At 54.7% G+C, this 22,231-nt stretch carries 18 protein-coding genes; 16 read left to right on the forward strand and 2 right to left on the reverse strand.

The genetic code is table 11. The features are described from left to right. Positions 1–59 precede the first annotated feature (59 nt). Both moaA and hypA read right to left on the reverse strand, forming a co-directional pair. Positions 60–1,085: a GTP 3',8-cyclase MoaA gene (moaA, locus tag BM258_RS21875; protein ID WP_090075436.1), complete on the reverse strand. Its 1,026-nt coding sequence runs from the start codon at positions 1,083–1,085 to the stop codon at positions 60–62. 69 nt (positions 1,086–1,154) lie between these two features. Beyond that, a complete protein-coding gene (gene hypA, locus BM258_RS21880) occupies positions 1,155–1,529 on the reverse strand; it encodes a hydrogenase maturation nickel metallochaperone HypA (protein ID WP_090075379.1) in 375 nt (124 codons plus the stop codon). A 328-nt stretch (positions 1,530–1,857) separates the two neighbouring features. On the opposite strand from hypA, the gene BM258_RS21885 reads away from it, so the two are divergent. The 16 genes from BM258_RS21885 to BM258_RS21960 all read left to right on the forward strand — a co-directional run bounded on the left by BM258_RS21885 (position 1,858) and on the right by BM258_RS21960 (position 22,188). Then, positions 1,858–5,643, forward strand: a complete 3,786-nt coding sequence (locus BM258_RS21885) for a proton-conducting transporter transmembrane domain-containing protein (RefSeq protein ID WP_090075380.1) — start codon at positions 1,858–1,860, stop codon at positions 5,641–5,643. A gap of 14 nt (positions 5,644–5,657) precedes the next feature. Further along, positions 5,658–6,617, forward strand: a complete 960-nt coding sequence (locus tag BM258_RS21890; protein WP_090075381.1) for a respiratory chain complex I subunit 1 family protein — start codon at positions 5,658–5,660, stop codon at positions 6,615–6,617. An 18-nt stretch (positions 6,618–6,635) separates the two neighbouring features. Then, positions 6,636–7,073, forward strand: a complete 438-nt coding sequence (locus BM258_RS21895) for an NADH-quinone oxidoreductase subunit B family protein (protein ID WP_175528211.1) — start codon at positions 6,636–6,638, stop codon at positions 7,071–7,073. 14 nt (positions 7,074–7,087) lie between these two features. Further along, entirely contained in the window at positions 7,088–7,588 is a 501-nt protein-coding gene (locus BM258_RS21900; protein WP_090075383.1) for a 4Fe-4S dicluster domain-containing protein, read from the forward strand. Further along, the gene (locus BM258_RS21905; protein WP_175528212.1) at positions 7,585–8,205 is read left to right on the forward strand and encodes an NADH-quinone oxidoreductase subunit C; all 621 of its coding nucleotides are present in this window, start codon (positions 7,585–7,587) and stop codon (positions 8,203–8,205) included. Before BM258_RS21900 ends, BM258_RS21905 begins: the two co-directional genes overlap by 4 nt. 2 nt (positions 8,206–8,207) lie before the next feature. Beyond that, a complete protein-coding gene (locus BM258_RS21910) occupies positions 8,208–9,308 on the forward strand; it encodes a hydrogenase large subunit (RefSeq protein WP_210186847.1) in 1,101 nt (366 codons plus the stop codon). A gap of 150 nt (positions 9,309–9,458) precedes the next feature. Beyond that, on the forward strand, positions 9,459–9,650 hold the full coding sequence (locus BM258_RS21915; RefSeq protein ID WP_090075386.1) for a 4Fe-4S binding protein: 192 nt from the start codon (positions 9,459–9,461) through the stop codon (positions 9,648–9,650). 143 nt (positions 9,651–9,793) lie between these two features. Beyond that, positions 9,794–10,660, forward strand: a complete 867-nt coding sequence (locus BM258_RS21920) for an XdhC family protein (RefSeq protein WP_090075387.1) — start codon at positions 9,794–9,796, stop codon at positions 10,658–10,660. Positions 10,661–10,717: 57 nt separating this feature from the next. Next, positions 10,718–13,471 (forward strand): molybdopterin-dependent aldehyde oxidoreductase, encoded by a 2,754-nt coding sequence (locus BM258_RS21925; RefSeq protein WP_090075388.1) that lies wholly within the window; start codon positions 10,718–10,720, stop codon positions 13,469–13,471. Between the two features lie 17 nt (positions 13,472–13,488). Further along, positions 13,489–15,975 carry a pyridine nucleotide-disulfide oxidoreductase/dicluster-binding protein gene (locus tag BM258_RS21930; protein WP_090075389.1) on the forward strand — a complete coding sequence of 829 codons (2,487 nt, stop codon included), beginning with the start codon at positions 13,489–13,491 and terminating at the stop codon, positions 15,973–15,975. Further along, a complete protein-coding gene (locus BM258_RS21935; protein ID WP_090075390.1) occupies positions 15,972–16,190 on the forward strand; it encodes a DVU_1557 family redox protein in 219 nt (72 codons plus the stop codon). Before BM258_RS21930 ends, BM258_RS21935 begins: the two co-directional genes overlap by 4 nt. After that, a complete protein-coding gene (gene trsM, locus BM258_RS21940) occupies positions 16,187–16,978 on the forward strand; it encodes a DVU_1556 family methyltransferase (protein ID WP_090075391.1) in 792 nt (263 codons plus the stop codon). The genes BM258_RS21935 and trsM overlap by 4 nt, the downstream gene beginning before the upstream one ends. Continuing rightward, positions 16,975–17,463, forward strand: coding sequence for a DVU_1555 family C-GCAxxG-C-C protein (locus BM258_RS21945; RefSeq protein WP_090075392.1), 489 nt, complete (start codon positions 16,975–16,977; stop codon positions 17,461–17,463). The genes trsM and BM258_RS21945 overlap by 4 nt, the downstream gene beginning before the upstream one ends. Further along, positions 17,460–18,647, forward strand: coding sequence for a DVU_1551 family NTP transferase (locus BM258_RS21950; RefSeq protein ID WP_090075393.1), 1,188 nt, complete (start codon positions 17,460–17,462; stop codon positions 18,645–18,647). Before BM258_RS21945 ends, BM258_RS21950 begins: the two co-directional genes overlap by 4 nt. After that, entirely contained in the window at positions 18,644–20,188 is a 1,545-nt protein-coding gene (gene trsS / locus BM258_RS21955) for a radical SAM (seleno)protein TrsS (protein WP_210186848.1), read from the forward strand. The genes BM258_RS21950 and trsS overlap by 4 nt, the downstream gene beginning before the upstream one ends. Beyond that, positions 20,182–22,188 carry a DVU_1553 family AMP-dependent CoA ligase gene (locus BM258_RS21960; RefSeq protein ID WP_090075394.1) on the forward strand — a complete coding sequence of 669 codons (2,007 nt, stop codon included), beginning with the start codon at positions 20,182–20,184 and terminating at the stop codon, positions 22,186–22,188. Before trsS ends, BM258_RS21960 begins: the two co-directional genes overlap by 7 nt. Positions 22,189–22,231 lie beyond the last annotated feature (43 nt).

Consider the following 22,231-nt stretch of genomic DNA (forward strand, 5'->3'; position numbering starts at 1 on the left):
GGGTTGCGTGGCTGGCGATTGGGATTATTTCTCGGTCAGGGAAACTGGCATGGACAGGCCTAGCCCCCCGTGACTGACATCTGGCGCTCTAGCACGGGATAATTCCGGTCTTTTTTGATGTTGAAATCGTGTCCCTCGGGCTTATTGGCGATGGCTTTGCGGATAGTCTTGATAATGGGGGCATCGTCTTGGGATGTGCGTAGGGGCGTGCGCAGGTTGGTGGCATTATTGCGGCCGAGGCATGTATAGAGAATGCCTGTGCAACTCAGGCGTACCCGGTTGCAGCTGTCGCAGAAATTATGTGTCATGGGGGCGATGAAACCGACCCGCCCACCGGTTTCTCCCACGGTAAAGTAGCTGGCCGGTCCGCTAGAGCGGTGATCGGTTTTTATCAGCGACCATCTGTCCGTGAGCTGTTCCTGTACTTCACTGAGAGGCAGATAGACATCTGGCCGTTCCAAGAGCAGCCCCCCCATGGGCATGGTCTCAATGATTGTAAGATCCATTTCTCGCTCGTGGCAAAAGCGGATGAGGTCATCAAATTCATCATCATTGACACCTTTGAGGGCTACGGTGTTGACCTTGAGTTTTATCCCGGCTTTCAAAGCAGTTTCGATGCCATCGAGCACTTGTGCAAAGCGGGGCTTGCCTGTGATCCGCGTGAAGCGCTCAGCCCTCAAGGTATCAAGCGATATGTTGATGCGCATTACTCCAAGGTTGGCCAATGCCGTGGCCATCTTGGCAAGTTGGGAGCCATTGGTTGTTAGTGTTATTTCTCTAAGGCGTCCGCTTTCGAGATGACGTGAGAGGTCGCTGATGAGCGTCAGGATGCCTCTGCGTACAAGAGGTTCTCCGCCGGTTAATCTCAGCTTTCTGACACCTTGATCGATAAACAGGCTGCAGAGTCTGTCCAACTCTTCAAGGCTGAGTACATCTGGTTTGGGCAGAAAGGTGACTTTGTCTCCGATGCAGTAAAAGCAGCGGAAATCGCATCGATCCGTTACAGAAAGGCGGAGATAATCGATCGTGCGTCCGAAGGAATCGTTCAGATCACGAGAGCGGGGTGGTTTCTTTGTCGACTTCATTTCGATGCCTCCCAACACCGTTTTGTCTTTAAAGTTGACACCTGAGGGCCTGGCGCCTGCCGGTTTGCATTAATGAAGCTCGATTTCCTTTGCTTTCTCCTCCACTTCAATATGCTTGACGGTAAATTCGCGGCCAGACAGGCATTTCGTATCAAACGACCCACACTGGGGGCAGGGTTCAGGTATGACCGGTGACGTGGGATGGTAGCTGTTGCCACAAAGCTGGCATTGCAACTTCAGCCTTATCCATTCAATTGTCAGCTTCGAGCCATCTGCAATCGTGTCGTTCGCAACCGCATCAAAGCAAAACCGGAATGTATCCTCCTCGATGGCTACGGCGGTTCCCATTTCCACAGTAACGCCAATAACTTTGGAGGCGTTATAAGAATTCGCTATCCGTTCTGTAAGTTGAATGAGGCTTTGGCAGAGAGATAGCTCGTGCATAAAATAGTCCTTTAGTTTAGCAAAGCATACTTTGATTCATTTTGAATGTTGGTTGAAGATAGTTGCGTTTTAGACTGAAAGTCAAAGCGTATTCAATGATATACAGATGCGGTGAAGAACAGTAAAAAGTAGTTTTTTATTGAATATATGTTTGGCGCCCGTAGCTTAAAAACTGACTGTCGGGTACCTTACAAAATATTTTTTTTGCTTTGTCGTCCGTGTGACAGACCGCTTGGTTTGGCACGCGCACATTGGTCTCCAAAAGGGGAACCGGTATGGCTGCTGACCCGCGCCGAAAAGCCGGTCTCCTGAGTGGAGGACCAAAATAATGATGACCCTGGACCCGATGAGTCTGGCCTGGATGGGGGCCATTTTTCTATTGTGCGGCGAGATAGGGGCTCTGCTGAGCCTTAAGAATCCTGTCCGTGTTTTCATCGTCTCGACAATCGCAGAAATCGGTTATGTTCTGATCGGATTCGGTATCGGTGGTGCTGCCGGTGAGACCGGAGCCTATATGCATATTACCTATCAACTCGTCATGCGTGGGCTGGTATTGGTGAGTGGCTGGTACCTTATCCGCCGGACGGCTTCGATCTGGCTGAGAGATCTGGCAGGCAGTGGTCGACGGATGCCTTTCGCTGCTACCCTGTTTGGTTTTGGCATGTTCTCAGTCATGGGGTTGTCGCCGTTCAAGGGATCCTTTTCCAAATTTCTCATTCTTTATGCGGCGATCGAGCAGGGGCAGTGGGCCATTGCGGCAGTTGGAACTCTCGCTTCGATCATTGCTGCGGTTTATTATCTGATCCTCATTCAAAAAATCTGTTTTGAGAAATCAGGACACCGCATCCTGCTACGTCCAGCGCCCTCGCTGGCGATGCCTTTGGCAAGCCTGCTGAGCGTTGCTGCTGCGCTGATCAGCGTCTTTCCTGCCCCGGTTGAACATTGGGCAGCCAGCCTTGCTGGCTATGCAGGTCTGGAGGGACTACCGGAGTTTGAATCACCTTGGGCGTTGCTTGTGCTGGTACCCTATATCGGTGGTTTCGTAATTTTCCTGCTGGGGCGTGTTTCCGCCCGATTGCGCGATTTGTCCGCCGTGGCACTTGCGATTGCCAGCGTGGCCATGGTTGCTCTGGATGTAACGCTTGATCCGACCTCAAAATTGTTTGCACTGCTGTTTGCCGGAATCATCGCAGTCATGGTTATCTATTCGATTGGCTATCTGGCAAAGCAGGAATGGGTCAACCGTTACTACTTCTTCACCTTCTTGATGCTCGGGTCGATGTTGGGGCTAACCACGGCGCATGAGTTCGGCAACTTCTATGTCTATTGGGAACTGATGACCTGGACGTCCTACTTCCTCGTCATTCACGAACAAACGCAGAAGGCGCTGAAAGCCGGTTTGGTCTATTTTGTGATGTGTGCCGGTGGTGCTTATCTCATGCATTACGGTATGCTGGTTGCCCACGCAGAAATAGGTTCATTTGAATTCAGCGCTCTAGCTGAAGGCTTCGCTGGTGTTGCCCCTGTCGCCGCTCTGGTCATTACGGGTGCAGTTTTCCTCGGCTTTGCGGTGAAAGCCGGTATGGTTCCTTTCCATGCCTGGTTGCCCCTGGCGCATCCTCAAGCCCCTTCATCGGTCTCCGGTCCATTGTCGGGCATCCTGACCAAGGCCGGTCTGTTCGGAATTGTCAAAATCCTGTTCGGTGTGTTTGGTGTATCAAGCATTGCTCGCGCTGCAGGCAATGGCATCGATCTGCAAACCGTGCTCATTGTGCTTGGTTGCTTCACTTTGCTCTATGGTGAGATCCGCGCTTTGTTCGAGAAAGAACTCAAGCGGATGCTTGCCTTTTCGACATTGGCGCAGGTGGGGGAAATCACGGCAATTTTGGGAATCGGCACAGCGCTGGCAACGGACGCCGCTCTGCTCCATGTCCTCAATCATGCGGTCATGAAAACCCTTCTCTTCTATTCGGCGGGCGCTTTCATGATGCGCACCGGACTACGCCAGATCAGTGATTTGGCAGGGCTGGGCAAGAAGATGCCGATCACCGCCGGAGTTTATGCGCTTGGTAGCGTTGCCCTCATGGGGCTGCCGCCTTTCTCCGGTTTCATATCGAAATTCCTAATGATCTACGCTGCGGCGGAAGCCGGACAGTATGCGGTTGCTGTGATCCTTCTCTTAGGTGGTATCATCGGCGTAGTTTACTATACCCGTGTCATCAGCGTTCTGTTTTATCATCCTGCATCCGCAGCGATCTGCGAGGTTAAAGAAGCGCCTGCCACCATGTTGTTGGCCATGGGGCTTTTGGCTGCTGCCATCCTCTTTGGCGGTCTGATGCCGACCTATCAGCTCAATCTGATTATGCCGATTGGCAATCAACTGGCGGCGAATGCTGGTCTCGTTCCGGCCATGGTGCCTGATCTGGTCATGCAATGGCCGCTTTCGGCAGGGTTGGTCATGATTGGTGCCATTCTGGTGCTGTTCACCGGGCGTTTCTCGGTGGTATGGGCTGGTCGTCTGGCAGTCGTCACGCTGCTGCTGGCCATTGCCGCCATCCAATATGAGGCGGATCGTTATGACCTGCTTTCTTTCTACTTTGCGCTTCTTATCGCAGGGGTCGGGGCACTCAACATGCTCCATACCACAGTCTATCTCGCTCACAGTCATGCCCAGCCGCGCTTCTATGCCGCCTTTCTGGTGATGATCGCTGGTTTGTTGGGCATGACCGCAGCTGCTGATCTATTTAATTTCTTCGCTTTCTGGGAGTTGATGAGTGCCTGGGCTCTTTGGGCCGCAATCGTCCATGAGGAAACGGCAGTCGCTCGTAGAGAAGGGTTCAAATACTTCCTGTTCAACACCATCGGCGCGTCCCTCCTGTTCCTTGGCGTCACGATGGTCGCTGCCCAAAGCGGCACTTTCCTCCTGGCCGCTTTGGGTAACGCGCTTGCTGCCCTGCCGGTCGCCACGATTGCGCCAGCTATCGTGTTGGTCTTCCTCGGCATGGTTATGAAAGCAGCTCAGTTGCCGGTGCGCATTGACTATCAGATGCATCCGGCCGCAGCTCCGACCCCTGTATCAGGCTACATTTCGGCGGTTCTGCTGAAAAGCGGTCCGTGGGGTGTGCTGAAGCTGTTTGTCGCTTTCGGAGGTGTAGCCGTCTTTGCCAAACTCGGTGGAACGGTCGCCGGGCAGCCGGTCCTGCTTTATGCCATCTCGATCATTGCAGGCATCACCATTGTCTATGCGGGTGTGATGGCGGTTATCCAGAACAGTATCAAGATGGTGCTGATCTATTCCACCGTCTCTCAGCTTGGCTATGTGCTACTGGCGCTTTCCCTTGGTACAACGCTCGGAGTTGCTGGCGGGTTGCTGCATTTCGTCAATCACATGCTGCTCAAGGATACACTGTTCCTTGTCGCTGGTGCGATCATGGTGCGCAGTCACGCCACCATGCTGGATGAGCTGGGTGGGCTTGGCCGCAAGATGCCCATGACCTTCGGTATGTTCCTCTTTGCCGGTTTGTCTCTTGCCGGGGTGCCGCCTCTTAATGGCTTCAGCTCGAAATGGATGATCTTTGAAGCATCCTTCCAGTCTGGCCATTGGCTGCTTGGTGTCATGGCAATGATCGGCAGTCTGTTCACACTGGCTGCTGTGCTCAAATTCGCCCATGCCGCCTTCATGGGAACACCAAACCCGCGGGCTGAAGACGCTGAGGAAGCTCCCGTTGCCATGCTTGTTCCAATGGGTGTTCTGACCCTTGGTAGTCTGGCTCTCGGTCTCTTTCCCGGCCTCGCTCTGGTGCCGATTGCCGCGATCATGGACGACCTTGGCATGACCCCGATTGCCGCCACGTTGACGGGTCCTCTGCCGGGAACGGATGGCTGGAGCCCTGTGCTGCTTTCCATCTTGGTTCTGGTCTTTGGCCTCATTCTGCTGCCTTGGTTGCGGCTTGGGCGCAAGAGTGGCGTGGTCCGCTCCAACGCCCATGTCTGCGGCGTTGGCGATCTGTCGGGTGGTCAGACGCGCCTTGGTGCCATCAGCCTCTTTGAAACTCCGGACAACGCCATCCATGGGCTGATGCCCAAGGGCCTTGGCTCAGAACCTCAAGCGTAAGGAAGGGAACAACCATGTCTACGCAACTCGGTATTCTTCTTGCGGTATTCCTGTTCCCCGGCGGCCTGTTCGCTCTGGTATTGGGATTGTCGCTCAAGGGCCTCGATCGGCGTGTCGCAGCCCGGCTTCAGGGGCGGATTGGGCCGCCTCTCGCACAACCCTTTTTTGATCTGGTCAAGCTCAGCTTCAAACGGACGATGGTGCCTGCCACAGCAAGCCAGCCAGTTTTTCTGGGAGCTCCGCTCGCCGGTGTCGTCTCCATGCTGGTAGCAGTGGCTCTGGTGCCGGTTTCCGGGCTCTATAGTCCTGATCCGATGCTGGGCAACCTGATCGTGCTGCTCTACCTGCTGATGGTTCCTGCCATCGTGCTGATGATTGCAGGGTCGGCTTCAACTTCTCCCTACGGGGCGCTTGGCTTCTCGCGAGAGATGACGCTGATGCTCGCCTATGAGGCTCCGATTGTGCTGGCGGTGTTGGCCGTTGCCCTGCGCACGGGCATGGGACAGGGCGGTGTCATCACCTTCTCGCTTGTTGACATCATTGCCTATCAGCGCAGCCATGGCATGTTCCTGCTTGACCCGGTGATGTGGCCAGCGCTTGCAGCCTTTGCCCTGTTTTTTCCGGCTAACCTGGGGATCATCCCCTTCGACATCCCCGAAGCTGAAACTGAAGTACTCGAAGGGCCGCTGCTTGAATATTCGGGGCCGGCGCTGGGGCTGTTCAAGGTCATGTCTGCGCTTAAAGCGGTGGTCGTTCTCAGCCTCGGCATCGCTCTCTTCATGCCGCTGCCCTTCGACGGCATCTGGGGCCTTATTGGCTGGCTGGTGCAACTGGCCGTGCTTATGGAAATCGGCGTCACCATCGTGCGTCTGTCCATGGGGCGCATGCGGATTGATCAGGCGTTCAGTTTCTTCGTGAAATGGCCTCTGCTGCTTGCTGTCGCGAGTGTTGTCACCGTCACGGTCGTGGCCTGAGACTAGGAGATAGACAAGATGAATATGATCCCAGACTTCAAGTCGATTGCAACAAAGTCCCCATGGATCTATCGGATCAATGCTGGCTCCTGCAACGGCTGTGATGTGGAGATGGCCACGACGGCACTTATTCCGCGTTACGATATCGAACGGCTAGGATGCCAATATTGTGGCTCTCCACGCCATGCTGACATCGTGCTGATTTCCGGACCGCTGACAACCAAGGTGATGGACGCCGCGATGGTGGTGTTCAACGAGATCCCTGATCCCAAGGTCACGGTGGCGGTTGGTGTGTGCCCGATCTCGGGTGGCATCTTCCGCGAGAGCTATTCGGTCAAAGCTCCGATCGACCAGTATTTCCCCGTCGACGTCAATGTTCCCGGCTGTCCGCCACGCCCTCAAGCCATCATTGAAGGTGTCGCCAAGGCAATCGAGATATGGCGTGAGCGGATGTGAGGAGGGCTAGAGATATGAATTTTCTGCAATTATTTGCGCATAATCTGACAAAGGGGCCCTTCACAGACCCGTTCCCCTTTGAGCCTGCGCCAACGGCCAAACGTTTCCGTGGCAAGATCGAGTTTGATCCTGAAACCTGTGAAGGTTGCCGTAAATGCGAAAAGGTCTGCCCGGCAGGCGCCATTCGCTTCACCAAGACCGCCAATGGTCTGGAATTCGATTGCTGGCATGACAGCTGCGTTTTCTGTGGCAACTGCGAGTTTCACTGCCCGACGAATGCCATTCACCAAACACAGGACTGGCATCTGGCTCATGTCCAGCAAGACAAATTCAGCATGGTCGAACATGGAGTCATTCCAAGTCACGAATGCCCAAGCTGTGGCAAGCCAGCTCTTTATACCGCCGCTCCGGCTAACAAGATCAAAGGCTTCAGCGAAGCAGAAGTCGCCGAGTTCCGTTCGCTCTGTCCGAAATGCCGAGGCAAATATCTCAGAGAAAGAAAGAGCCGGTCATGACACGTTTTCCTGAAAATTTTGAAACCAGTCTGAGCGCTGCCGCGCCAAAGGGTGTGAACCTGACCACCACGACCGACGCCCATGGCGTTTCGGTGATGTGGTGCGAACTTGCCGACAGGAATGATCTCACATCCGTGGGCGAATGCCTGCGACGCTATCATGCCCGGCTGGCCATGGTTTCGGCAAACAAACCTCCTGCTCCAGAAGAAGAGGAGGACGACAATGATGACGAAGAGGATGAATCAGCTGCGGGTGAAACCAATGAGCCTGAGCAGCCCATGAGTTTTGGGGGCACGCCACAAGACGGCACCTCCTACGAGCTGGTCTATCACTTCGACGTGGGTGGAGACTATGTGAATGTCGTCGCTTTTCTCCCCGCTGGCGGTTCCATAGCCTCCCTCACGCCCTTGTTCCGCTCGGCCGATTGGCCAGAACGGGAGATTATGGAGATCTATTCCGTCACCATTACCAATCATCCCGATCCGAGACGGCTGTTCCTTGACGAAAGCATCGAAGGGGCTGTCCTCGACCGGTTGATCCCTTTCTCCCAGATGGCAAATGCGTCCACGTCCGATGAGTTATGGGCACGGGTCATGGCCGCAGCCAAGGAGGCATGAGCATGACAGAGCATACTGTTGCCAGCAGCTATAAAATCCCCGTTGGGCCCCTGCATGTGGCGCTTGAAGAACCTATGTATTTTCGTGTTTCGGTCAAGGGAGAGACGATTGAAAATGTGGAACTCAACGCCGGTCATGTTCATCGCGGCGTGGAGTATCTTGCGACCAAACGTACTCTTCTTCAGAACATGATCCTGACGGAGCGCATCTGCTCGCTCTGTTCAAACAGCCACCCCGAGGCTCTTGCGATGGCGGCTGAGACCATCGGTGCGGTGGAAGTGCCGGAACGGGCGCAATATTTGCGTGTTATCGCCGGTGAGGTCAAACGTGTTGCCTCTCACTTGTTTAATGTTGGCATTCTGGCTCATCTTGTCGGCTTCGAAGCCCTGTTCATGCATGCCATGCAGGTGCGCGAAGTGGCTCAGGACCTCAAGGAAGCCGTTTACGGCAATCGCATGGATCTTGGGGCTCACTGCCTTGGAGGCACCCGATGCGACATGGATGATGAGGCCATTGCCTTCATGCGGACTGCATTGGACAAGATCGAACCCGATGTCCGTGAACTGGAGAAGACCTACCGCACCAACGGTTCCATTTTGCGCAGGACCAGAGGGATTGGCATTCTCACCCACGAAGATGCGATTGCTTGCGGCGTTGTCGGTCCGGTGGCCCGGGCCAGCGACATCCAGTATGACGTACGAACGGCTGCGCCCTATCATGTCTATGATCGTCTGCCGGTTGAGGTTCCTGTGCTGGACGGTTGTGATGTCTGGTCTCGGGCCATGATCCGCCTTCAGGAAGCTGTCAATTCCATAGAGATCCTGTGGGTATGCCTTGATCATCTGCCCGATGGACCGATCAACGATGGCGGCGATCCCTATATTCCGCCTGGGCAGGCGATCGCCCGCACCGAGGCTCCTCGGGGCGAGTTGGTTTACTACCTGAAAACAAATGACGAACCGGAACCGGAGCGGCTGAAATGGCGCGTTCCGAGCTATCCCAACTGGGATGCTCTGACCTTCATGTTGAAGGAAGCCAAAGTCGCCGACATCGCAATCATCGTGAATAGCATCGACCCGTGCATTTCCTGCACGGAACGTTGAGGCATGCCCCGCTACATCTTGCAACAGCAAGGGAGGACACGGCGGGAAATAGTGATCAGGCACATTCCGGCCCAAATTTTGGTCGGGGTGTCCCCCATAGCGGCGGACCGGCAGGTCGGTTCAGCCAAAGATAACTGAGAGGAGAAAAAAATGGCTTATGCAATCGATCAGGACATCTGTGAAGCCTGTGGTGCATGCATCGATGAATGCCCGAACAAGGCCATCACCCGCAAAGGCAAGCTCTATTCCATAAACGCCAGCAAATGCAAGGAATGCGAAGGCGATTTCGATGAGCCGCAATGCGTCGAAGTCTGCCAGTCGGGTGCCGTCTATCACGTTTGATGTCTCCTGAAGACCTGCCTTCGCTGGACTGGCTGTCAAGGAGGAGAAACCGTGTGTTTTCTTTCTTCTGGTGGTTGGCTCAGAAAAACCAGTTGGAGGCAGGCCTAGAGGGAAGCATCTGGCCATTTTGAAAGGCAAAAACAATGAAGGTGTTCAAGGAATTGATCAGGGAGAATGAGGCTGGGCGTCCATGTGCCCTGGCGTCGATCGTCACTACAAACGGATCCATTCCCGCGTCGGACAAAGCAAAAATGCTTGTTTGCGCCGATCGCACGATCGTGGGAACCGTTGGGGGGGGGCTGGCAGAAGGAAAGATCATCGAAGCGGCCATAAAGGCCATGGAGGATGGGAAGTCGGAAATGATTTCTTTCAACCTGCATGACAATCCACTGATGGACAGCGGCATGGTTTGCGGGGGGAGCCTTGACATTTTCGTCGAACCCTTTCTGCCCGCAGTAACGCTCTACATGTTCGGAGGCGGACATGTGGGGCTGGTAACAGCCGAGCTGGCTCATCGCGTCGGCTACAAGGTTGTCGTGATCGATGACCGGGCTGAATTTGCCAATGAAAAACGGTTCCCCTTTGCTGAGCGAACGCTGGCGGGATCATGGCAAGAAAGGATGGAGGAGCTTGAGCCGAATGCAAGCTCGATAATCTTCATCGCGACGCGGGGACATATTTGCGACAAGGACGTACTGGCCTGGGCGGTCAAAACGCCAGCGAGCTACATCGGCATGATTGGCTCCAAGCGCAAGATCCGCACGATCAATAGCAAATTGCTGGAGGCCGGAATCTCAGCCGAACAGCTTAGTCGAGTTCGCGCACCGGTGGGATTGGATATCGGTGCCGACAACCCCGAGGAAATCGCCGTTTCGGTGGTTGCCCAAATGATTGCTCATGTCCGGGGCGCTGAAGGATTGGTCGGACAACCGAGGACCATAGGTGATTTGTACCTAACAGCCAATTCAGGGACCGAAGATGGGGAGGAGCTAGCGCACGCCAGTGCCTAGGACTCGGGAATCAGCAGGCGGATGGAGGCTTCCAGCCGCAGGATTAGGAGAAGAGTGATGAAAAGAATACAACTGAACGTCAACGGAGTGGACCGCTGGGTCGTTGCCGAACCACAGGCCTCTCTTGCTGATGTATTGCGCAAGCAGATGATGCTGACCGGCTGCAAGGTCTGCTGTGATGATGGGCAATGCGGTTCGTGTACCGTTATCATTGATGACAAGCCAATCCGGTCTTGTAACAAGAAAATCGGCGATGTGCGCGAAGGTGCCAGAATTACGACCATCGAAGGCGTTGGCACTCCGGGGAACCTGCATCCGATCCAGATTGCATGGATGACCCATGGTGGCGCCCAGTGTGGTATCTGCACGTCTGGCTTTATCATGTCGTCAAAGGCCTTGTTGGAAAAGAACATCAATCCGACGCGGGAAGAAGTGCGCAAATGGTTCAACCGCAACCGTAATCTTTGTCGTTGCACAGGCTACAAGCCACTTGTTGATGCAGTCATGGATGCTGCAGCCGTCATGCGCGGCGAAAAGACCGTTGCCCAGATCATGCCGAAGCCCAAGGAAGACGGCTCCATTCTGGGGACCTCCCATATCCGCCCATCGGCAGAAGCCAAGGTAACCGGTACATGGGATTTCGGTGCGGATATTGCCCTGCGTATGCCTGAAGGTACGTTGCGTCTGGCTCTTGTTCAGGCCGAAATTCCTCATGGCTTGATCAAAGGCATCAACACTGCTGAAGCAGAAGCCATGCCGGGTGTCGAAAAGGTCATTACTTGGAAAGACGTCAAGGGGCGTAACGCCATCACAGGGCTTATCACCTTCCCCGATAACAAGGGTGACGGATGGGATCGTCCGATCCTTTGCAAGGATAAAATCTTCCAGTTCGGTGACGCTATCGCCATCGTGGCGGCTGATACCGAAGACCATGCACGGGCAGCGGCCAAAAAGGTGAAAGTCGATGTCGAGGCCCTGCCAGCCTATATGTCTGGCTTTGCTGCTTTGGCTCCGGATGCCATTGAAATCCATCCGGGCACACCAAACGCCTATTATGAGCAGGGGGTTGTCAAAGGCGAAGATACCAAACCGCTGTTGGCTAGCTCTTCCGCTCTTGTCGATATTACCACCTATTGCAGCCGCCAGCCGCATCTGCATCTGGAGCCGGATTGCGGTGAAGCCTATGTAGATGAAGATGGCGTTCTGACCATCCTGTCAAAATCCATCGGCGTGCATCTGCATCATGCCATGATCTGTCCGGGGCTTGGTCTTGAGCCTGACAAACTGCGCCTGATCCAGAACCCGACCGGGGGTACCTTCGGATATAAATTCTCTCCCACCATGGAGGCCCTTCTGGGAGCGGCAGCTCTAGCTACCGGCAAGCCTGTATCTTTGGTGTATGACCAGTACCAGAACATCACATATACAGGGAAACGCAGCCCGGTTAACATCAATATCAAATTGGGTTGTGACGACAATGGCAAGCTAACAGCCATGGAAACCGACTGGTGGCTTGATCATGGTCCTTATTCCGAGTTTGGCGATCTGGTTACCCTGCGTCAGGCCCAGTTTACCGGGGCGGGCTATCATCTGGAGAATATCCGCGGCAAGGGGCTTACCGTGGCAACTAACCATGCATGGGGATCGGCCTTCCGTGGCTATGGGTCTCCACAGGCCTTCCTGGCATCTGAAACCGCCATTGATATTCTGGCTGAAAAGATGGGCGAGGATCCGTTCGAGTTTCGCTATAAAAACCTCTACAGCGAAAATTCGACCACACCAACCGGCCAGAAACCCGAGGTTCTGGTTCTGCCTCAGTTGTTTGACATGCTGCGGCCGAAATATGAAGAAGCCAAGAAACGCTGCGCAGAGCTCTCTACCGATGAGGTAAAACGTGGTGTCGGTATTGCTCTGGGTATCTATGGCTGCGGTCTGGATGGTCCGGACAGCTCCAATGCCCGCGCGGAACTGACCAAGGATGGCGTCACTATCTACAATGCCTGGGAAGATCACGGACAGGGGGCTGACCTTGGTACGCTGACCATGGCGCATGAAGTGCTGCGTCCTACCGGTATTACACCGGAACAGATTTCTCTGGTGATGAATGATACCAATGGTCCGAATTCAGGTCCTGCTGGCGGTAGCCGCTCCAATGTCTTTACTGGCAATGCAACCCGCGTTGCAGCAGAAATGCTACTCAATGCAATGAGAAAAGAGGATGGTAGCTATCGCACCTATGAAGAAATGGTCGCCGATGGCATTCCGCTTGTCTATGACGGCAACTGGGTGGCTGCGGCCTGTACAGACTGTTCGTCTGAAACCGGTCAGGGCGATCCTTTCCCGGTCTACATGTATGAAGTCTTCATGCCTGAGGTCGAGGTCGAAGTCGAAACCGGTGAAGTCAAGGTGGTCAAATTCACCACCTCGGTAGATGTCGGCACAATCATCAACAAGGCAACCGTTGACGGCCAGATCTATGGTGGCCTAGCGCAGGGGATCGGGCTGGCCCTATCCGAAGATTTCGAGGATCTGGAGCTTCATACCAATCTGATGGATTGCGGTATTCCGTATCCGAAGGATATCCCTGACGACATCGAGATCCTGTATCTGGAAACGCCGCGTCCTGATGGACCATTCGGCGCAGCAGGTGTCGGGGAAGCGCCTTTGACTGCTGCTCATCCGGCGATCCTGAACGCCATCTACAATGCTTGTGGTGTTCGCATCTTCCGTGTTCCGGCTCTGCCAGAAATTATCAGAACCGAACTCGAAGCAAAGGCAGCAAGGGAAAAAGCCCCTAAAGAGCTGGCCTGAGCCTGAAACGAAGCAGCATGGCATTTCCTCTTACAATGCCATGCATGCTTCTGGTGGGCGCGGGACCGGGTATGCCTCTTATCCGGCCCTGCACCTCTGACATCAAACTGGCTGGACCGGATTCTTCAGGCCCGGCAATAGAGACAGATGAACGGGGCATCAAAATGGATAGCGATCAGGTAAAGCTTCTGGAAGCAAGATGCATTGAGGAACAACCTCCTGCTTGCGAGGTGACTTGTCCCCTACGCGTCGATGTGAGGTCAATGTTGGCCAAGGTTAAGGAAGGGGATTTCCCCGCAGCATTTGCGCTTTATTGCCTTTATGTGCCTTTTCCTGCCATTCTCGGACATATATGCGATCATCCATGTGAAGAAGGGTGCCGTCGGGCAGAAGCCGGTGGGGCGGTGCGCATTTCCCAGATTGAGCGGACCCTTGTCGAGGAAAGCTGTTCCACTTTGCGTCGGCAGGCACAAAGAATCGCCAAACCCAAAAAGATTGCCATCGTGGGGGCAGGGTTGTCGGGGCTGACGGCTGCCTTCGATCTGGCTATGAAGGGGCACAGGATCACCGTTCTGGAAGCGGACGCCCATCCGCTCGAACGGTTGCATCATGAATATGACCCCGCCATTCTCCCGCCTTCTGCCATTGCTCTTGATCTGGGCAGTCTCACTTCGCTCGGGGTTGATATCCGTTGCCAATGCAGGGTGACTGGCGGAGAGGGCCCGATGGGTCTTGCAAGCCTGATCGAAGACCATGACGCCGTTCTGCTTGCTCTTGGACCCGGAGTCGCAACGGCCTTTGCTCCGACCATCCGACTGAGTGACAATGGGCGCATCGAGATCGATCCCGAAAGCCGTGCGACCAGCCATCCGAAAGTCTTCGGTGGCGGCTATCATGGCGCGTTGGGCGAGGTCTATTCACCTGTTCGGTCCATCTATGATGGAAGGCGGGCCGCTGGTTCCATAGACAGGTTCCTGCAAGGGGCTTCCTTGACGGCAAATCGAGATAGCACGGCTGCGGCAACCTCTTGCCTTTATGTCAATGTCGATGCACATCCGCCCGTTCCTCCCGTCGAGGCCGCAAACAGCATAATTGGATACACCCCTGATGAAGCCATAGCAGAGGCGGAACGGTGTTTTCCGTGTAATTGCCTGGAATGCACAAAAGCCTGCGCTTATCTTGCCCACTACAAGACCTATCCCAAACGCGCGGTGCGCGAGATTCATAACAATCTCAGCATCGTCATGGGCAACCGTAAGGCCAACCGGATGATTGACAGCTGCACGCTCTGCGGTTTGTGTGAGACGGTGTGCCCCACGGATCTGGCTATGGGGGATGTCTGTCTTGAAGCACGTCGTGAGATGGTTGATAGCGGCCACATGCCCGCTTCTCATCACGACTTCGCCTTGCGTGACATGGCGGACAGCCGGTCACATCGCTCTGCCTTCATGCGCCATCAACCCGGCCATGACAAAAGTGCTTATCTTTTCTTCCCCGGTTGCCAGTTGGCCGCTTCCGCTCCTTATCAGGTGCAAGGGCTCTATCTGCATCTTGGTGCAATAGTATCCGGAGGGGTTGGATTGATGATGGATTGCTGTGGTGCGCCTGCCTACTGGGCCGGACGCACAGCACTGCATGATGAAGTTTTGGCACATCTGCGTGCAAGCTGGGAAAGCTGTGGCAAGCCGGAGATCATCACGGCTTGCTCGACCTGTCTGTCCATGTTCAAGAAGGCCATGCCAGACCTTCCTGTGCGGTCGCTCTGGCCTTTGCTCGCGAAAAGCCCGTTGCCAACAAAGGCAAGGGCTGTGCCGGATGGCACCGTGTTTGCCATTCATGATCCCTGCACTGGGCGTCACGAGACAGAAATCCATGCTGCTGTGCGCTCCCTAGCTGCAGATACCGGGCTGACGATACGAGAGATTTCTGGTCCGGAAAAGACGACCTGCTGCGGTTATGGCGGTTTGGTATCCTTTGCCAATCGTGAGGTAGCGGACGCCATTGTTGATCAAAGAGCTGCAGAGCTTTCCGAGGATTATTTGGCCTATTGTGCCATGTGTCGGGACAATTTTGCCCGACGGGGGAAGAGATCTGCACACCTGCTCGATTTCCTGTTTCCATCTGAAGATGGAGCCGATCCGGCGGCCCGTCCAGACCCGGGCTTCTCCAATCGCCGGGACAATAGAGCCCGCTTGAAGGCCAGATTGCTGCGTGAACTATGGGGGGAAAGCATGCAAGAGCAAGATCCTGAGTGGACTATTCTAATTTCAGATGACGTCCGGGTTGATATGGAGCGCAAGCTGATCCTCGATGACGAAGTGCGCGAGGTCGTGGCTCATGCGGAAACATCAGGACAGAAACTGAAGGACAGGAAAAGCGGGCATATGATCGCGACTCTGCGCACAGGGCCGGTAAGCACTTGGGTGGAATATGAACTCACAGATGAGGGGGCGCTCATCCACCGCGCCTATGGGCATCGTATGGATGTGGAGGTGCAAAAATGACTTCTCCCAAGGAACAAGAGACCCCGCATTTGGACGATCTACTCTGTGCGAGATGCGAAACTCCGCTCCAGCAGGGAAAGGTCATTGCCAGCTATATGGGGCAGACCTTTCCGGTGGATCTTCCCGTCTGCCCAACATGCGGCTTTGTCTATATTTCTGAAGATCTGGCTTATGGCCGCATGTTGAAAGTCGAACAGGCTTTGGAGGACAAATGAAGATCAACGGCCCTCATGGCGTAATGGATTCTGTCACCAGACAGGCTGCGGGTCAGCATGCCAGTGGGTGCGCGGGCCTCTTTGGCTATGGTCTTGTCACGGACAGAAATGGCGATCCAATAAGCCCTGGTGGGCTGCGGATGACTGGTGAGCTTCTTGATCGGGCTGGCTTTGCTATCGCAGATCATGTGGTCGATGTGGGATGCGGGCAGGGGCGCAGTCTGGGAGTCATGATCCGCCGCGGATTGAATGTGGTGGGTGTCGACACGGATGCGGCCCCGCTCGCGATGGCCCGCAATCTGTTCCCCAACGTGGATCTGTTCTGCTGCAGTGGTGCAGCCATGCCGATTGATAACGAAGCCATGGATGGGGTGCTATCTGAATGCGTGTTGACAGTCATGCCGGATCACCGGGCCGCGCTGGCTGAATGGTTCAGGGTTTTACGAGCAGGGGGCAAACTAGCCTTGTGCGATGTATATGCCCGAAATCCGGACATGTCCCTATGGGATGAAAGGGCGATCCGCCTTTTATCGGCGGATAGAGTGAGAAAGGCCATCGGAACGGCAGGCTTTCAGCTGCTGTATTTTGAGGATAGATCTGAATGTCTGCGCAACTTTGTGGCCCGTTTCATTTTCCGGTTTGGTTCCCTTGACGCCTTGTGGGGAGATGCTCGAACCAGTGCCCAGATGCATGCCTTGAAGCCCGGATACTATATGGCCATTGCGGTCAAGCCCATTGATCGTCCTGCGAATACCAATCGGGCCAACAGTCAGGAGGCAATAACATGACAGAAGACTCCTTTCGCGTAGCTGAGTTGCTGCTCGCCGATCTCAAATGCAGTCACATCATGATGATACTGGCGTTGGAAGCCGCAGGTCGACAGGATCCAGATCTCGTTCGCGCCATGTCTGGCCTTGCTGTTGGCATGGGGCAGGGCATGACGTGCGGCATTCTTTCTGCCGGTTCTTGCGTTGTTGGCATGCTGGTGGGTAAGGCCGGTGAGGATGAAAGTGAAGACAGTCGCTTTGTCGATATTCTTGAAGAGTTCGGTGGTTGGTTCAAGCATCGATGCACAGAGGAGTATGGCGGTTGTAATTGCAGCGACATCATGCAGTTTGACATGAATTTGAAAGCCCGGCGTTGCCCCGCTCTGATCGCTGAAAGCTGGCAGAAACTCAACGAAATACTCAACCGCTATGACGTCGATATCGCTCACCCGCCACGCGGAAGTGAGACCTGCGAGGATACTGGCGCATTGGAGTTCCTGTCATGATGGATCTTGCGCAAACCGATACCCTTGAAAGGCCAGCATCGAGAAACAAACATGAGGCACCAATTGCGGCTGTCATTCTGTCTGCCGGGCTTTCGTCGCGCATGGGTGCTTTCAAACCGCTGTTGCCCTTTGGTGATGGCACTGTGCTCAGACATGTTGTGCAGGTGGCGCGCCAAGCTGGTGCCGAACCTGTTCATGTCGTGATCGGGCATAAAGCCAAGGAACTCCGTTCCCATGTCGAGAGTATCGGGGCGGTAGCGGTGTATAATCGGGATTATGAGAGCGGCATGTTCAGTTCTATCAAGGCTGGCATTGCGTCCTTGCCCCAAATGGTTGCTGGCTGTCTGTTGATGCCAGTTGATATTCCGCTGGTCAGGCCGACCACTCTGAAGCGGGTTATGGCAAAAGCCCGCCATGCTGATGCTTTATTGGTTCATCCGGTTTTTGATGGCCTAATCGGTCACCCGCCTTTCATCGCTAGGGGCCTCTTTGAAGGTCTGCTGGCAGGGGATGGACAAGAGGGGGGGGCAGCCTCGATCCTGTCGCGCCATGCGTCGGAAACAATCGCCGTATTTGATAGTGGTTGCCTCAGGGACATGGACTATCCCGAAGAGCATGCAGAACAGCTGGCGGTTCTCCAAAACCACCATTTGCCCGATGAGCGTGAATGTGAAGCCCTGTTTGATGCGGCTGGAACGCCACAATCCGTCCGTCGTCATGGGCAAGCTGTCGCCAAATTGGCCAATTTACTGGCAAGCGGACTTCTCGAACATAAGCAGGATCTGGACATGGGACAGATCACGGCTGGAGCCCTGTTGCATGATATCGCAAAGGGCCGACCTCAACACGCTTCTCTAGGAGCGGAATTGCTCGCCGAATGGGGATTTCCCGCGCTCCATAATATAGTTGGGCAACACATGGCCTTGGCAAATGGATATCAGCGTCTTGATGAAATCGCACTGGTCTATCTCGCTGACAAGCTTGTCTCCGGGGAGGAAATCGTTGGCCTTGAACAGCGCTTCGCTCCGGCATTTGTGCGATTTGCCGATCAACCGGACGCGTTGGCTGGTGTGCGCAAGCGGCTCAGCGATGCCCTTGCCATTGTGGCTGCCATCAATACTTTGGGGGGCGATGTTCCCGGTGTGCCGATTGAAATCAGGAATATGTTGGAGGCTGCATCATGACCTATTCCGACAGTCGTATGGTTCTCGGCACAACAGAAAGCGTTTGCCCGGATTGTCTCAAAACCGTTTCTGCGATCCGCTATGCCGAGGGCGACACCGTCTATCTTGAGAAAAGCTGCCCAGAACATGGAACGGTAAGCACGCCTATCTGGCGTGGTCTCAAAAGCTACTTCCTTTGGGACAAAGCTCCGCGGAACCAGTCGCAGATTCTCAATCCGGCGACGTCGGTCGATAAGGGGTGTCCCCATGATTGCGGCATATGCTCCGACCATCAGCAGCAAAGCTGTTGTGTTTTGCTCGAAGTGACGTCTCGCTGCAATATCGCTTGCCCCTTCTGCTTTGCTTCGGCAGAGCGGGAAGGCAAAGATGTGTCTATGCATACCATAAACAAGTGGCTTGACACACTGATGGAACGGGCCGGAGGTAGAGTGCATATCCAGCTTTCCGGAGGAGAGCCGACGGTGCGTGACGATTTGCCCGAAATCATAGCGCTTGTCCGCTCAAAGGGCTTTTCTTTTGTTCAGCTCAACACCAACGGTTTAAGGCTTTCAAAGGATCCTGATTATGTCCGAGCATTGGCTGATGCGGGTTTAGACTGTGTCTTCCTACAATTTGATGGCGTGTCTGATGCTGTTCACAAAGCCATGCGCGGTGCAAAGTTGGCACGCATCAAGGAAGATGCCATTGCTGCTTGTGAAAAGGCGCATATTGGCGTGGTGTTGGTGCCGACACTCGTGCCGGGTGTCAATACCGATCAAATTGGCGCAATCGTTGACTATGCCAAAGCCCATATGCCGACTGTTCGCGCAGTGCATTTTCAACCTGTGAGCTATTTTGGCCGGACACCGGAGCCTCCCCGTCCGGAGACCCGTTTCACGCTGCCGGAAGTCATGGATGCACTGATCTCTCATGAGAAGGGAGGAATTTCTCTTTATGATTTCCATCCGGGATCTGCGGAAAATCCTTTCTGTTCCTTCAGTGGTCGCTTTGTCGTTGAGGAGGATGGGCGCTTGGTCCCTGATCAGGTTGCTCAGTCATCCTGCTGTTCGGCAGGTGAAGATACGGGTGGGGCAGCCAGCCAGTCCTGTGGGTGTGGTGTGCCGGGAGAGGATCTGCTCGTCCGGCCGCCGGAAACAGAAATCGAGCATGAGCAAGAAGGATGTCGCTGTTCGTCCGGGAACGAGCCGGAGCCTGCCAAGTCCAGTTGTTGTCCTGGCCCTGATGCTCAGAAAGAAGCTGTGCCTGGTGCCGATGTGGCGCGCGCGCGTCGCTATGTTGCTGACCAGTGGAGCTGTGCAGATGAGGAGGATGATACCGACGATCCCTCTTTTGCTGCTTTTGATGCCGTGCTGAAGCGGCGTGCCCGCACGTTGGGACTGTCGGCGATGGTTTTTCAGGATGCATGGACGCTAGATCTGGAGCGTCTGCGCCAATGCTACATTCATGTCATGATGCCTGACCAGAAGGCTGTGCCTTTTTGTGCATTCAATCTTACGGATCGGGAAGGGCGTTCGCTCTACCGGAAGGAGGAGGGATGCTGAAGACTTTCATGCAGAGTGAGGTTTTTGGGCAATGCGAGCGTGGCTTCTGTCCTTTTGAAACCCGAGAAGAGCGCGATGCCTATCAACTTGCCCATATTCGCGATACGATCGAGCATGCTCGCGCCAACAGTGGTTTCTATCGCCAGTTTCCCCGCTGGCCGGAAGGGCTGCCGCAGAGCCTTGCAGATGTTCAAGGTCTGCCCTTTACATGGCCGGAAGATCTAGCGCGCAATGATCCACCCCTCATCGCTGCGCCCCGCAATCTGGTTGCGCGTATGGTAACGCTGGAAAGCTCGGGCACTACGGGGGCTCCCAAGCGCATAGCCTTCTCGGATGCGGATTTGGAAAACACCATTAACTATTTCCACCGTGGCATGAGCCAGTTTACCCACGCCGGAGATCGTGTCGGAATCGCCTTTCCTGCGACCCGGTCTGGTAGTATCGGTCAGGGACTATACGAAGCGACGCGACGCCTCAACGCCACACCGCTGACGGCGCCCGATGTTTCTTCTGCGGACGCCTTGCTTGATTGGCTTCGTGCCGAACAGCCTGATGTGCTGTTCGGTCTTCCGGTCCCCTTCTTTGCCGTTGCTCGTCTTTCTCTATCTGATGGTGGTCTGGTGCCCCATCCTCGTGCGATCCTTATCAGTGCTGACCATGCCTGCGAAGCAATAATTCGCGGTCTTGAAACCATGTGGGGCACATCTGTCTTCAATCATTGGGGCATGACGGAAACCGGCTATGGCGGGGCGCTGGAGTGTGTTTGCCATGATGGATTGCATGTGAGGGAAACGGATCTTTATCTGGAAATCGTGGATCCTCTTACCGGCACTGTTCTGCCTGAAGGGGGCTATGGCGAAATAACGATTACCACGCTCCGCCGAGAAGTGCTGCCACTGATCCGCTACAGGACTGGAGATCTGGGGCGATTGGTTGACGAGCCGTGCACGTGCGGCAATGTCACCCGACGTCTTTATGGCCCCGATGACCGGTTGCTCACGGCCTTTGAACTTCCCGGGAGCGAAAGGCTGACGCGTGGTGCATTGGATGAAGCGCTTTTCGCGACAGATGGTGTCACCGACTACGCCGCCTCTTTGGCAAGCGATGGTAAAGGGCAGGCGATATTGCAACTGAATGTCGCTTCCATTGCGACTGTGCAAAAGGATGGCTTGGAACAAAGTATTTTGAATGAATTGCAGAGGCTACCTGCTTTCAAGCAGGCGGCTGGTCTTGGTCACCTGTCTCTCGACCTGAAACAGGCAGATGCAGTTTTGCTCCCTCACAAAAGCAAAAGAGTTCCGGTCCGGCAGAATGGCGGGTCAAGAACGAGGGCGGTGCTGTTCGATCTGGATGGTACCCTGGCTCATACATTGCCTGCTGTGCATGCGGCGGTGAATTGTGCTCGCGCTTCTGTTGGGCGCCCTCCAGTGTCGGAGGATCTGGTAGCAAGGCTTCTGGGCGAGGGAGCATTCCGGCTTATCGGCACCATTGCGGAGCATTTGGGAGAAAAGATCAAAGAAGAGGAGCAAAAGGTCCAGCTTGACCACTATCTGGCTTACTATCCCATGATGGAAGAGCAGATGGCTCGGCTTTATCCTGATGTGGTGCCGGTTTTGCAAAGGCTCACCGAGGAGGCCTATCGCGTCGTGGTTGTGACCAACAAATGCCAGCGGGATGCGGAAGCGCTTGTCAAAAGGCTTGGGTTGTCTGCGTTTCTGGACGCGATTGTTGGAAAGACACCCTCGCTGTCATCAAAGCCAAGACCAGACCTGTTGCTGATGGCTTGTCGCCATGTGTCGCTTGTTGTCGGGGAGTGTCTTTTCGTTGGGGATGGACCGGAAGATTGGAGTGCGGCTCAAAGGCTCACTATGCCCGCACTTCTGATCAAGCGCAGTAAAATCGAGAGGGAGATTCTGCCGGTTCCCTGTGTTGTCGAAGAAATAACGGAAGGGAGGGTAATCAAAAGTCTGAATGATCTGATGGCTTATCTAAAGAAATAAAGTGAAACGGCCCTTAAGAGGCAGAGGAACGCCATCAATTGTT

Source organism: Cohaesibacter marisflavi (genome assembly GCF_900115225.1).
Taxonomy (GTDB): Bacteria; Pseudomonadota; Alphaproteobacteria; order Rhizobiales; family Cohaesibacteraceae; genus Cohaesibacter; species Cohaesibacter marisflavi.

Coding starts and splice junctions, on each gene's coding strand:
- moaA (WP_090075436.1), bottom strand. CDS start 1,085: ATGAAGTCGACAAAGAAACCACCCCGCTCTCGTGATCTGAACGATTCC.
- hypA (WP_090075379.1), bottom strand. CDS start 1,529: ATGCACGAGCTATCTCTCTGCCAAAGCCTCATTCAACTTACAGAACGG.
- BM258_RS21885 (WP_090075380.1), top strand. CDS start 1,858: ATGATGACCCTGGACCCGATGAGTCTGGCCTGGATGGGGGCCATTTTT.
- BM258_RS21890 (WP_090075381.1), top strand. CDS start 5,658: ATGTCTACGCAACTCGGTATTCTTCTTGCGGTATTCCTGTTCCCCGGC.
- BM258_RS21895 (WP_175528211.1), top strand. CDS start 6,636: ATGAATATGATCCCAGACTTCAAGTCGATTGCAACAAAGTCCCCATGG.
- BM258_RS21900 (WP_090075383.1), top strand. CDS start 7,088: ATGAATTTTCTGCAATTATTTGCGCATAATCTGACAAAGGGGCCCTTC.
- BM258_RS21905 (WP_175528212.1), top strand. CDS start 7,585: ATGACACGTTTTCCTGAAAATTTTGAAACCAGTCTGAGCGCTGCCGCG.
- BM258_RS21910 (WP_210186847.1), top strand. CDS start 8,208: ATGACAGAGCATACTGTTGCCAGCAGCTATAAAATCCCCGTTGGGCCC.
- BM258_RS21915 (WP_090075386.1), top strand. CDS start 9,459: ATGGCTTATGCAATCGATCAGGACATCTGTGAAGCCTGTGGTGCATGC.
- BM258_RS21920 (WP_090075387.1), top strand. CDS start 9,794: ATGAAGGTGTTCAAGGAATTGATCAGGGAGAATGAGGCTGGGCGTCCA.
- BM258_RS21925 (WP_090075388.1), top strand. CDS start 10,718: ATGAAAAGAATACAACTGAACGTCAACGGAGTGGACCGCTGGGTCGTT.
- BM258_RS21930 (WP_090075389.1), top strand. CDS start 13,489: ATGGCATTTCCTCTTACAATGCCATGCATGCTTCTGGTGGGCGCGGGA.
- BM258_RS21935 (WP_090075390.1), top strand. CDS start 15,972: ATGACTTCTCCCAAGGAACAAGAGACCCCGCATTTGGACGATCTACTC.
- trsM (WP_090075391.1), top strand. CDS start 16,187: ATGAAGATCAACGGCCCTCATGGCGTAATGGATTCTGTCACCAGACAG.
- BM258_RS21945 (WP_090075392.1), top strand. CDS start 16,975: ATGACAGAAGACTCCTTTCGCGTAGCTGAGTTGCTGCTCGCCGATCTC.
- BM258_RS21950 (WP_090075393.1), top strand. CDS start 17,460: ATGATGGATCTTGCGCAAACCGATACCCTTGAAAGGCCAGCATCGAGA.
- trsS (WP_210186848.1), top strand. CDS start 18,644: ATGACCTATTCCGACAGTCGTATGGTTCTCGGCACAACAGAAAGCGTT.
- BM258_RS21960 (WP_090075394.1), top strand. CDS start 20,182: ATGCTGAAGACTTTCATGCAGAGTGAGGTTTTTGGGCAATGCGAGCGT.